This is a genomic window from Enterococcus columbae DSM 7374 = ATCC 51263 (assembly GCF_000406925.1).
In the GTDB taxonomy this organism is placed as follows: Bacteria; Bacillota; Bacilli; order Lactobacillales; family Enterococcaceae; genus Enterococcus_E; species Enterococcus_E columbae.
In genome coordinates this window covers 289,601-302,424 of the sequence record NZ_KE136347.1, presented here as the reverse complement: position 1 = coordinate 302,424, position 12,824 = coordinate 289,601, and the positions used below count along the sequence as shown (strand labels likewise).

Annotated in this window: 11 protein-coding genes and 1 pseudogene; 4 read left to right on the top strand and 8 right to left on the bottom strand. The window is 35.0% G+C overall.

Going from position 1 to position 12,824, the window contains the following annotated elements:
- Positions 1-2 precede the first annotated feature (2 nt).
- The 6 genes from RK02_RS01510 to rhaB form a co-directional block, all read right to left on the bottom strand.
- Entirely contained in the window at positions 3-773 is a 771-nt protein-coding gene (locus RK02_RS01510; protein ID WP_016182469.1) for a ribonuclease HII, read from the bottom strand.
- On the bottom strand, positions 766-1,614 hold the full coding sequence (ylqF, locus tag RK02_RS01505; protein ID WP_016182468.1) for a ribosome biogenesis GTPase YlqF: 849 nt from the start codon (positions 1,612-1,614) through the stop codon (positions 766-768). The genes RK02_RS01510 and ylqF overlap by 8 nt, the downstream gene beginning before the upstream one ends.
- A 271-nt stretch (positions 1,615-1,885) precedes the next feature.
- Entirely contained in the window at positions 1,886-3,037 is a 1,152-nt protein-coding gene (gene fucO, locus RK02_RS01500; RefSeq protein WP_016182467.1) for a lactaldehyde reductase, read from the bottom strand.
- A gap of 154 nt (positions 3,038-3,191) precedes the next feature.
- Complete coding sequence (gene rhaD / locus RK02_RS01495) at positions 3,192-4,007, bottom strand: rhamnulose-1-phosphate aldolase (protein ID WP_016182466.1); 816 nt, start codon at positions 4,005-4,007, stop codon at positions 3,192-3,194.
- Between the two features lie 18 nt (positions 4,008-4,025).
- Positions 4,026-5,279 (bottom strand): L-rhamnose isomerase, encoded by a 1,254-nt coding sequence (gene rhaA, locus RK02_RS01490; protein ID WP_016182465.1) that lies wholly within the window; start codon positions 5,277-5,279, stop codon positions 4,026-4,028.
- A 31-nt stretch (positions 5,280-5,310) separates the two neighbouring features.
- Positions 5,311-6,771 carry a rhamnulokinase gene (gene rhaB / locus RK02_RS01485; RefSeq protein WP_016182464.1) on the bottom strand — a complete coding sequence of 487 codons (1,461 nt, stop codon included), beginning with the start codon at positions 6,769-6,771 and terminating at the stop codon, positions 5,311-5,313.
- 163 nt (positions 6,772-6,934) lie between these two features.
- Between rhaB and RK02_RS01480 the strand changes: the two genes are divergently transcribed.
- The 4 genes and pseudogenes from RK02_RS01480 (at position 6,935) to RK02_RS12420 (ending at position 10,529) form a co-directional block, all read left to right on the top strand.
- Positions 6,935-7,921, top strand: a complete 987-nt coding sequence (locus tag RK02_RS01480) for an AraC family transcriptional regulator (protein ID WP_016182463.1) — start codon at positions 6,935-6,937, stop codon at positions 7,919-7,921.
- A gap of 157 nt (positions 7,922-8,078) precedes the next feature.
- Positions 8,079-8,801 carry an iron chelate uptake ABC transporter family permease subunit gene (locus tag RK02_RS01475; RefSeq protein WP_016182462.1) on the top strand — a complete coding sequence of 241 codons (723 nt, stop codon included), beginning with the start codon at positions 8,079-8,081 and terminating at the stop codon, positions 8,799-8,801.
- Positions 8,798-9,556, top strand: a complete 759-nt coding sequence (locus RK02_RS01470) for an ATP-binding cassette domain-containing protein (protein WP_016182461.1) — start codon at positions 8,798-8,800, stop codon at positions 9,554-9,556. The genes RK02_RS01475 and RK02_RS01470 overlap by 4 nt, the downstream gene beginning before the upstream one ends.
- A gap of 28 nt (positions 9,557-9,584) precedes the next feature.
- A pseudogene (locus RK02_RS12420) lies at positions 9,585-10,529 on the top strand (siderophore ABC transporter substrate-binding protein).
- Between the two features lie 93 nt (positions 10,530-10,622).
- Here RK02_RS12420 and RK02_RS01455 read toward each other — a convergent pair.
- Positions 10,623-11,792, bottom strand: a complete 1,170-nt coding sequence (locus RK02_RS01455) for a hypothetical protein (protein ID WP_016182458.1) — start codon at positions 11,790-11,792, stop codon at positions 10,623-10,625.
- 459 nt (positions 11,793-12,251) lie between these two features.
- On the bottom strand, positions 12,252-12,671 hold the full coding sequence (locus RK02_RS01450; protein WP_081617806.1) for a PTS sugar transporter subunit IIA: 420 nt from the start codon (positions 12,669-12,671) through the stop codon (positions 12,252-12,254).
- Between the last annotated feature and the right edge of the window lie 153 nt (positions 12,672-12,824).

The following is a 12,824-nucleotide window of genomic DNA, read 5'->3' as shown; positions in this document are numbered from 1 at the left end:
TTTTAAATCATCTCTTTTATTGGAGCAAAGGTTAACCGATGAATCGGTGTGATGCCTAATGTCTGTAAACCAGCTAAATGTTCCTTAGTACCGTAACCAGCATTTTTTGCAAAGCCATAGCCAGGATATTTTTGATCATATGCTTGCATTAAACGATCACGATAAACTTTAGCAACAATACTAGCTGCCGCAATTGAAGCCGATTTTGCATCCCCTTTAATAATCCCTTCTTGGGCAATCGGGACTTCTAAACTCATTGCATCAATTAAAAGATAATCTGGTTCTACTGATAGCTGTGCGAGAGCTTTTTTCATCGCTTCTTTACTTGCTTGATAAATGTTTATTTGATCTATTTGTTGATTATCCACTACACCTATCCCAATAGCTAGGGCTTTTTCTTGAATTTCATCATATAATTGCTCCCGTTTTTTCTCTGATAACTGTTTAGAATCATTTAAGCCTAAAATCACTTCATCTTTTGGTAAAATGACCGCTGCCGCGACAACTGGCCCAGCTAAAGGACCACGCCCTACTTCATCTATCCCTGCAATCGCCTTATAGCCTTGCGTATAAGCTAAACGTTCATATTCCTTCATTTCTTGCGCTTTAAGCAGCAATTGTTCTTCTTTTTCCATCCGTTTCATCCATTGCTTTACCGCCTGCTTGACACCTGCACGTTCATCTTTAGCAAACAACAATAAATCAGGATGATTGCGCTCATGAATGGTCATCAGCTTAGCTTTAATCGCTGCAATTGTTTGCTTTTCACTCATAGTCAACTTCCTCGATTCGATCTAAAGTAAAACGACCTAATTTTCCCTGGCGAATATCATGAATAATTCGTTCACAGGCACGATCATAATCATCTCTAAAACCTAGTCCTTGTGACAATTGCATAATTAATTCGCCACCTAGTAGACTTTCATCAGCAAAAGCATAACGGGTTTTAATATGTCCTGGATAATAGCGTGCAAAAAAGTCTAATCCATAAATGGTTAAATCATCTAAATGTAATAATTGATCTTTGATTGCACCCGTTAGCGCTAATTTCATACCGATGGCTTCATCATCAAACTTTGGCCACAAAATTCCCGGTGTATCTAATAATTCTAGTTCGTTGCCTAATTTTAACCATTGTTGCCCTTTTGTTACTCCTGGCTTATTTCCTGTCTGAGCGATCTTTTTACCGATTAAACGATTCAATAATGTTGATTTACCAACATTTGGAATTCCTAAAATCATCGCTCGAATAGCTTGTGGTTTTAAGCCTCTAGCTTTATCCCTAGCCATTTTTTCTTTTAACGCTTCTTTAGCCAAAGGAACAATCTGTTTAATCCCCTGACTTTCCTGAGCATTAATTGCTAAGGCTGTAATTCCTTGATTTTTAAAATACTCAATCCATTGAGTTGTCTGTTTTGGATCAGCTAAATCAGCCTTGTTCAATAAAATGATTCTGGGCTTTTGCTGTAAGATTTGGTTTAATAAGGGATTTCTTGAAGATAAAGGCAGGCGCGCATCCACTAGCTCAAACACAATATCAACAAATTTTAGTTTCTCGCTCACTTCGCGCTTGGCTTTGGCCATATGCCCAGGAAACCACTGAATCGTTGCCATATCTATCTATTCCTTTCTTTTTCTACTATTATAATATATTTACACACAATTGATAAAAAATGAATCTCTTGACATTATAACACGAGAATCGATATGAGCAACTATTAGGAAAAGATATCACATTCCTTGCATCATTTTACAGCCATCACGAATCTTTCATTTTTTCATACGGCAAGTATTACTCAAATTTTTTGTAGTTGAACAACTCGCTTTACATCGCTAAAAAATCTCGGTAAGTTTGCACCCCTACCGAGAAATTTAATAGTAAAAATTATAGTAATGATCTGTATAATGCAATGATTTCCTCTACGTTGGTATCACGAGGATTACCACCTGTGCAGACATCATTTAAGGCATCTTTAGCGACTAATTCGATATCCTCTTCTTTAAAACCAACCTCGGTTAAAGTACTTGGAATACCAACATCTTTACCTAATTGACGAACGGCATCTACGGCAGCTGTTCTAGCTTCATCTAAGGTCATGTCATCCACACCCTTAACTCCCATCGCTTTAGCAATATCACGATATTTTTCGCCAGTGAATTCTTTATTGTAGTCCATCACAGTTGGTAATAAAATCGCGTTAGCCACACCATGTGGGGTATCATACCAAGCGCCAAGAGGATGTGCCATACCATGGACAAGACCTAACCCAACATTAGAAAAGCCCATTCCAGCAATATATTGTCCTAAAGCCATTTCTTCACGCCCCTTCAAATCACCTTCAACTGATGCACGTAAGGAGTGAGCAATAATTTCAATTGCTTTAAGATGCAACATATCGGTCATTTCCCAAGCACCTTTAGTAATATAACCTTCAATCGCATGAGTTAAAGCGTCCATTCCGGTTGCTGCAGCTAAAGCTTTAGGCATTCCTAGCATCATTTCACTATCTACAAAAGCTACCGCCGGAATATCATGAACATCCACGCAGACAAATTTACGTTTCTTTTCTTCATCGGTAATCACATAGTTAATCGTTACTTCAGCGGCTGTACCAGAAGTAGTTGGAATCGCTAAAATTGGCACACTTGGATGTTTCGTTGGTGCAACGCCTTCAAGGCTAACAACATCACTAAATTCAGGATTGTTAATAATAATGCCAATTGCTTTAGCCGTGTCCATTGAAGAACCTCCACCTAAAGCTAATAGATAATCAGCTTGACTAGCTTGATAAACCTCAATACCTTTTTTGACCACTGCAACAGTTGGGTTTGGCACAATTTCATCATAGACTTCATAAGCTAATTGATTCGCCTCTAATAAATCAGTAATTTTTGCTAAAAGCCCTGCTTTGACCAATCCTTTATCAGTAACAATCAAGGCTTTTTTTAATTGGCGTTTGGTTACTTCTTCAGGGATGTGTTGAATTGCTCCTTTACCAAAATAGGATGTTTCGTTTAAAATCATTCGGTTTGTCATAACAATGTCTCCTTAATATATATTTGTTCGATATTGAGCAAAAACAGATAAAATAGCACCCAAAATCGTTGAATCCAAACTTTTTATAGTGTGCTTTTTCACTAATGTTTTTAAGAAAATCCCCCCTCTCGAAGAATCGATTGGGGTAGTTTTCTTAATCTAAATAACCAGCACGTGGGGTTACATGAAAAGCAGCAGCTAAGTTGTGTAAATCAGTATCAGAAATGGTTTGCTTCACGCCGCCTTGTGCTTGAGTTAATGTATAAATTTGAGCAGCCTTTTCGGCAGTTTCAATTAGGCCAAAGGTTTCATCCATATCCTTACCACTACCGTAAATGCCGTGGAATGGCCAGACAACTAAACGCGTTGCTTTCATTTTAGCTGCCGTTGCTTCGCCAATTTCACTTGTACCAGGAACCAACCATGGAATGGTGCTCACTCCTTCAGGAAAGACCACTAAGCATTCCGTACACATTTGCCATAAGGTACGTGTAAAATCACGTTCTGCTAATGAATGGGTAAAGGTCATCGCTAATAGATGCGTGGCGTGACAGTGCATAACAATACGATTTTCAGGATCCACACTTAAACGAGCGATATGGCTCATCAAATGAGAAGGCAATTCTGACGTTGGTTTGCTATTATTTTCAAAGCCCCATAATAATTCAAGTGCGTGACCATCTTTGGCGATACGAAAAATCCCTAAGCATTCACTAGGATGGCTAGCCACATTTTTAAAATATTTACCAGAACCTGTAGCGATAAAGTAACGACCAGCTAGTTTGCTGGCATCAAAATCTAGCTTCATGGTACGAATAACTTGGCGAACATCTAAAACTTCAGCCACTTGATTCTCATCTAAGAGATAAGAAACATTTCCACCATTTCTTTCATCCCAACCTAGGCGATACATATTACTAGTTACTTCTATCATTTCTTGGACAAATTTAGCATTAATGACATCTTTCATCAGTTATTTACTCCTTTATTAACGATTTAACAGTACTTCTTGTTCGTATTTTTTTACTTCGTCATACCAAGCTAGACCGACTGGTACACCGTTTAATTCGCAGAAATAATTCCAAACATCCGCAAATGGAAAATCTTTTAATTCTTCGGTATAGGCTAAACGCGCAGTAAAATCAAAAGATAATTCCATTTGTTTTAATTTTTCGGTTGGCTCTAACATTGCTTTGAGCAAAGCTTTTTGCGTATTGCGAGTACCAATCACCCAAGCGGCTAACCGATTAATCGTTGCATCAAAGAAATCTAGTCCGATATTGGTTTTAGCCAACAAGTCATTACGAACAAGCTCTTTGGCAATTTCTTGTAGTTCATCATCCATAATCACTACATGATCACTATCCCAGCGAACCGGACGACTGACATGTAGCATAATCCCTTTACTAAATAGCGCTAATGAAGAAAGCTTATTAGAAATCACTTCAGTTGGATGGAAATGACCGGCATCTAAGCAAATCAATTTATTCCGAGTTAAGCCATAGCCCATATAAAATTCATGTGAACCAACTGTATAGCTCTCTGCACCAACACCAAATAATTTACTTTCCACTGCTTCTTGAGTATATTTTTCAGGTAATTCTTCAGCAAAAATTTCATCTAAAGATGCCATCAAACGCTTTCTAGGCGTATAACGGTCAATTGGATTATCCTTCATCCCATCTGGTACCCAGAAATTATTGATGCTGATCTGCCCTAGCTCTTTACCAAAATAAGCAGCAATTTTACGACTACGTTTCCCATGTTCAATCCAAAAATCACGCACTTCTTTATCAGGATGAGCCAAGGTATAGCCATCTTTAAGCATCGGATGTGAAAAGAAGGTCGGATTAAAATCTAAACCAATGCCTTGTTCTTTAGCCCAATCTACCCATTTTTCAAAGTGTCGAGGTTCAATTTCGTTTAAATCCACCTTTTCATCAGTATCCAGATAAATCGCATGTAAATTCAATTTATGCTTTCCAGGAATTAGCGAAAAGGCTTTTTCTAAATCTTGACGTAATTGTTCTGGCGTATGGGCTGCTCCGGGATAGTTACCAGTTGACATAATTCCGCCGGTTAAATCGCCATCTGGAAACAGAAAACCTTTGACATCATCTCCTTGCCAGCAATGCATAGATATTTTCACATCTTGTAGTTTTTTTAAAGCCTCATCAGTATCTACACCGATTTGTGCGTATTTTTCTTTGGCTTGTGCATATTTTTCCGCAATAGTAGTCATTTTCTTCATCCTCTTTCTAAACGATTGATAGTTAGTTCCTATTTGTAGTCATAAATTGATGATAGTTAGCTAAAATATCTTGATTTAAGGCTTGCGGTAAATAGCTTGCATAATCAAAAGAATGTGCTAAAGCTTTACGTGCTTCTTGAATAGACTGAAATTCTCCTTGATTAATCATTTGCATCATAATATTTCCTAAAGCCGTTGCCTCAGCCGGGCCAGCTATCACCTTAATTTGTGCAATATCTGCAGTTAATTGATTTAAAAAAGCATTATTGGAGCCCCCGCCAACAATATGTAGCGCATCAATTTTATTTTCGGTTTGAGTTAATTTCATCAATTGTTCTAACTCGTAAGCATAACAAAGAGCTAAATTATCATAAATACAGTGAGCAACTTCAGCTAAAGTTTGTGGCACTTTTTGATTGGTCTGTTGACAGTAGTCTTTGAAAGCCTGAGTCATGCTTGTAGGATTTAAAAAAGCGGCTGCATTCACATCGACTAGCTGTTGAAAGGCTGGTACCTCACTTGCCATTTGCGCGATTTCAGCATAACTATGAGTATAATGATCTTCTCTAGCGACCTCTTGAATTAGCCACATCCCCATAATATTTTTTAAAAAGCGAATCGTATTATGCGCTCCCCACTCATTGGTATAGTTAGCTAAAAAAGCAGCCTGGCTGATATTTTCAACACTACTTTCCACTCCTAACAATGACCAAGTGCCACTACTTAGATAGGCCCAATTACTGCTTTGACCAGGTGTACCGATAATAGCAGAAGCGGTATCATGACTGGCTACATTGACAACTATTGTCTTAGGTAAATCGTAAGCAGCAAATCGCTCCTGTTTAAGCTCTCCTAAAGTCGTTCCCGCATCCACTAAAGGAGCAAATAACGATTTTGGTAACTGCAATAATTCGAGTAATTCCTCATCCCATGTTTTCGTATGAACGTTTAATAATTGGGTTGTTGAAGCATTCGTTTTTTCGGTAACCATTTTACCAGTTAAACAAAAACCTAAATAATCAGGAATTAACAGCAATTTATCAGCCTGCTGCAAAAGTGCTCTATCTTCTACCCACAATTGAAAGAGCGTATTAAACGGTTGCAGCTGAATACCTGTGCGCGTGTATAATCGATCTAAAGAATAATGCTTGGAAAAATCGGTAATCGCCGTTTTCGTTCGTTCATCGCGATAAGCAATTGGTTGAAAAAGTAAATTCCCCTGTTGATCCACTAAGCAATAATCCACCGCCCATGTATCAATTCCTAAGATACACTCTGTAATGCCATTTTGCTTTAATTTCGCTAAACCAATCAGAATTTCTTCTAAAAGGTGTTCAATATCCCAACGATCATGGCCAGCAATATTGGTAAAGCCATTTTTGAATCGATGCACTTCTTTTAAGGTAATTTTACCCTCAACTAGCTGACTATACATCAATCGTCCACTTGAAGCACCAATATCTACAGCAACATAATGTTTCATCCTATCCCCTTCTTCTATGTTTTCTACTCATATTATCAAGGATTGTACGACTAGAAACAATATCCATTCTTCATTCATTTTGTAACCAAATCTCATATATCGTTTGTCTTCAAAGAACGAACTTGTTATACTGAATATAAACAAAAAAATCAGGGGAAAAATCATGTTACCAACAATTATTGAAGAATACTTTTCAACCTTAAATGAAATTGAAACAAAGCAAAAAGCATCCGGACAATTTATCTTTAACTATCCGAATGCCTCTATTTTAAATGATAAGCAAGAAATGATTTTTAGTCAGGAGTATTTTTTAGGAAATCAGCAAATTTATATAAATAAGCACAACCGTTTTGCAGCGTATCCCTTACACACCCATGAATTTTTAGAATTTAATTATATGTTAAAGGGCAGCTGCCAACAGATTGTAAATCAGCAACCGATTACCTTAAAAGAAGGCGAATTACTCCTTTTAGATCGTGGAAGTCAACACGAAATTGCGCAATTAAACCAAGAAGACTGGTTGATCAATATCATCTTTTATAGTGAGAACATCAATTTAGACTGGTTATCCACCTTAAGTAAAAAAAATAGCTTTGTGTTAGATTTCTTTTTGGCTCAAAATAAAGTGAAAGAGAATGGACAGTTTTTATTATTTCACAGTCAAGAAAATCAACACGTTCAAGAAATTTTAAGCCGGATGATTCAAATTTATTATTTATCTCAGGAATTAGCTGACCAGATGATTAAACTATATATCCCAATTTTGATTACAGAACTAATCGCCAATGTCTCATTTCAAATGCCCAAGATGATCTCTCCTGATCAGCGATTACTTTTAAATATCCTGCAGATGATTGAAAATGACTACCAACAAGTCACTCTGCAAAAATTAGCCAATGAGTTAGGCTATCACCCTAACTATTTAAGTAGTAAAATTAAGCAATTAACCGACAAAAACTTTGGTCAGCTTTTAAATGAAGTGCGCCTACGCCAAGCTTGCTTTTTATTAGAAAACACTAACGATACTATTGAAAATATTACACAAAAAATCGGCTTACAAAATCGGACACGCTTTTATCAATTATTTAAAGAAACTTACCAAACCACTCCCAAAAATTGGCGAAAAGCAAAAAGTGTACATTTTCCTTAGACAATACCCTATTTTTACACATAAATTTCTAAGCTACAGTAACCTTGCAAAAGCATCGCTACTGTAGTTTTTTGATCTAAAAATTATTCTTTGATGCTATTTTTAATTAAAAAACAATTAAAAAACATCTTGAAAAAAATAGCTGTTTTAGCTTAAAATGCTAAACGATAATGAAAACCATTATCATTTATGGGGTGGCGGAACTTTCGCCCTACAACAGCAAAGCCTTTTCATTTTCCTTAGTCAATTACTGATTATGTGTCTGTTTTGTGTCATTTTATTTAGTTTTTTTATGAATAAAACAACTAACAATTTATATTTACTACTAATGACTGGGGGAATTAGTAGCACTTTTTTCTCAAGTATTAGTACCTTTTTACAAGTAATCATGGATCCTAATGAATACGACCTATTACAAGGAAAGTTATTTGCAAGCTTTGCCAATGTACAAACAAATCATTTATTCATTGATGCCATCCTGATTATTCTAGCTAGTCTGGTTCAATTTTATTTCGCACCAGAACTAGATATTTTACACCTAGGGAATGTTCAAGCTACCAGTTTAGGAATTAATCCATTATTTACTCAACGGATGCTCCTTTTTTCCGTAGCGCTTTCAACTGGGGTAGCCACAGCTTTAGTTGGGCCAACTATTTTTTTAGGATTTATTATTAGTACACTATCTTATCAAATTTATAGCGGTTATCAACATAAATGGTTATTTATTTTTGGAATTTTTGTCGGTGTATTTGCCTTGGTAGGAGGACAACTATTAGTAGAACACGTATTTCAGTTAAAAACCACGATTAGCACTGTCATTCAATTTGTAGGTGGTTGTTTCTTCATTACAAAAATATTAATGGAAAGGAACTGGCGATGATTCAAATAAAAGACGTACACTATGCCTTATCTAAAAAAATAATTTTAGATCAGCTAACACAGGAATTCCCTCAAAACCAGCTCATTGCTTTGATTGGCCCAAATGGAGCTGGAAAAAGCAGTCTCTTATCTTTACTTGGTCGACTACAAAAAGCAAGTAGTGGGGATATTTTCATCAATCAAACGGAAATTCAAAAATGGAATCATAAAAAACTAGCTCAAAAATTAGCTATCTTAAGGCAAACGAACCATTTACCTTTACAGATTACTGTTGAAGAACTCATTTCCTTTGGTCGCTATCCTTATAGCAGAAATAAATTTACCCAACAAGATAACACACATATTGAGCTTGCAATTGAGGCGATGCAATTAAAAGACATGAGAAAACAACCAATTAGTCAGCTCTCCGGCGGCCAATTACAACGCGCGTTGATTGCTTTAGTCTTGGCACAGGATACACCCTATCTACTACTTGATGAGCCTTTAAATAACTTGGATTTATCCCATGCAAATCACTTTATGCATTATTTGAAAACTTTAGTACAACAATTCAATAAAACAATTATCATCGTTTTGCATGACATCAATTTTGCAGCTAATTTTGCTGATTATATTGTAGCGATGAAAGATGGTAAAATTTTTACCCACGGTACTACTGAAACAATCATCCAAACCGAGATTTTAACACAAATTTTTGAATTTCCAATTACGATACATCAAATTCAAGATAAAAAATTTTGTCTATACTTTACTTGATTCTATTTTAGATATACGGAGGAAAAAAATGAAAAAAAACTTTTTAATTTCTATTTTATTACTATTTACAGTCTTTTTTTCAGGCTGTCAAAATACAGCCAAAACGAATCAAACAGCAGATAGCCAATCAACTTCCCAACAAACAATTACAATTACAGATACTGATGGCAAACAGAAAATTCCATTGAATCCTAAAAAAGTAGTTGTTTTTGATGCAAATACTCTAGATACAATGAATCAGCTAGGTGTAGGTAACAAGGTTGTCGGTACCGCTACACAAAACTTACCTGATTACTTAAAAAAATTTCGCTCTGTTGAATCAGCAGGTGGCATCAAAGAACCTGATTTAGAAAAAATTAACGCCTTAAAACCGGATCTAATCATTATTTCTGGTCGCCAAGCTGACTTTAAAGAACAGTTAAGTAAGATTGCCCCAACTATTTATCTATCTATTGATAACACAAAAACCTATTAATCAATCAAACAAAATATCCAAACAATTGGTAAAATTTTCAATAAAGAAAAACTAGCCGATAAAAAACTTGAACAATTAGATCAAAAAATTACAAAATTAAAAAACAAAGTAAGCCAATTAAACGAAAAAGCACTATTTGTTTTATACAATGAAGGATCGCTATCAGCTTTTGGGAATGGCTCACGCTTTGGTGTAGTATTTGATACCTTTGGCTTTACCTCAGCTGATGACAACATCCAAGCTTCCTTACACGGCCAAAGCGTTTCCTATGAATATGTCCTAAAAACGAATCCTGATATTATATTTGTCATGGATCGAACCAAAGCTATTGGTGGAGATACTACTTCACAAGCAGTCAATGACAATGATTTAGTCAAACAAACCAAAGCTGGTCAAACTAATAAGATAATTAATCTCAATCCACAAGTCTGGTATCTAGCTGGTTCTGGCTTACAGGCGCTGGATATTATGATTGAAGACGTCAGCAAAGCACTTTAACATACCCGGTTTTTCATAATTAAAAATGTCCAGCTCAACAAAATTGGGCTGGACAAATTATTAGTCAATAATCTTACTAAATTGAAAGTATTTTTAATCTGCAAAAATTAGTTCGACATCAATGGTATCATCATCAAGCAAATCTAAAACTACTTCACTTAAAATTTGTGTCATGACTTGTTCCATCACTAAATCGACCATCAGCTGATATTTACTAAACTGATCCTCACCAAATTCCTCATCAAAGTCCAGATTATTCGCTTCTTCAAGTTCAACAAAAATAGCTGATGAAATGGTTGATTGTAATTCATCAATAAACTCTTGAAAACGCTCTTCAGTCTGAATAGCTCGTGCAAAGGTAATGCAGCGTTCACTTGTTGTCATTTCCTTATTGATTTTCTTGTAGTTTAATAGTAAATTTGCATTTTTGGCAAGCTTCTCTAAATAATCATTCATATAATTAAAAACATAATTCATCACGATTTCTTCATCAATCGTTAACATGGTCGCTGCCATAAACAATGCTGATTCCATTTTTGTAAAAATCAATTCTACAATCTTAGGATAGTCATTTGCTGGTGTTTCCGATAATATTTCTACTAAAAATTCAGAGTCTAGACTACAAACAACATCCACACTCATCTGTTTTAAAAAGTTTTTGGTTTTATTTTCTTCATAGATCTCAGCAAATCGCGGATGCTTTTCAATTGAACCCTTTGCTTCCTTTTCTAATTGAGTTAAGCGATTTTGAGCTGCTAAATCTTCACATAAATCTTCAAGACTATAAAAATCTAACTTTTCATTTAAAATAAAATCATATGGAATACGTTGAACTTCCATCATTGATTGCAGCCAAAGCATCAATACAGGATCTTCACTGTCAAATGCTTGATAATCAACTAATCGCAGCATCGCCATTTTATAATGCCCATTTTGAGCATTTGCTAATATCCGTTGCATCGATTTTTCAATTGTTGGATTTTTTAAAGGCTTTTTCCCAGATATAGAAGAAAATACGCTCTGAAGCTTGTCAAAAGTATGCTTCACCGGATCTTTAACCTTTTTTTCATAAACCATTTCATATTGAAAGGGAGAATATTGATAAAAGGCGCTCAATTGTTTTTTTAATTCATTTAATGTATCTTCTAAATCATCATATTCAGACCAAAATGATAAAATATGCACCTTTTCCTCATCTGTTAATGAAAATATCCATTTTACGAATGCTTGATAATAAAAATCTTCTAAATTTTTGTTAACCATTGCTGACCCTCTTTCGCAATTAATCTATCACAGAATCATTATACACTTATTTCGATAGGATAGAAAATTAAATAATTATTTCTTAATCCTTTAATAGCATCATTGTTTATCAACGAAAAAATCAAATATTCAAATGAATACATACATACCTTCTTTTTTGAGAAACGTTATACATAAATAAATATTTATTGTTATTCCAAAAAAAAATTTACAATATTAAAAACATCTTTTTAATTAATTACTAAGCCCCACTTTATCTAAATCATCCGTATTCACCCGCCTAACACTTTGGCGTATATACCAACCTGACCAGAAAAGTCTTTACAACTTTTCAAACTTTTCTGCCAGACTGGAAAACTCATCTGCTCGTGTCTAGCCGAACTTCTTTGCAACTTTAAATAAAAACTAGTCAATAGCTATCTATTAAACACGATAACTATTGACTAGTATTAAAGAAGACTATACTTCAATTTTTATATTGCCATCTTCAAAAGTAACAGCGCTATATTCTGCAGTGTTAGTAATTATGATTGGTGTAGTTACGGTATAACCTTCTGATACTAATTGATCAATATCAAATGAAAGTAACTTATCGCCTTTTTTCACCAATTGATTTAAGGAAACATAAGCTTCAAAATGATTACCATTTAACTCAACTGTATCCTTACCAATGTGAATCAATAACCCTACACCTTGATTATTGGTTAAATCAATGGCATGTTTACTAGGTAAAAGAGCAGTTACTTTTCCGTCAAACGGAGCATAAACAACACCTGCAGTTGGTTTAACTGCAATTCCTTTCCCCATAGCGCCACTTGAAAAGACTTCATCTGCTAATTGAGAGAGTGGAAGGAATTCTCCTTTTAATACTTCATCTATTGAAATATTTATTCAATATACTTAGTCGAATTTAGCTACCAAATAGTTCAATAATAAATTTTGTAATAATTCTTTTTCTAATTTAAGTAAATATAATTAACATATTTTACTTAATAACAATTAAAAAGTAATTTTTTTATCAAACATATACTA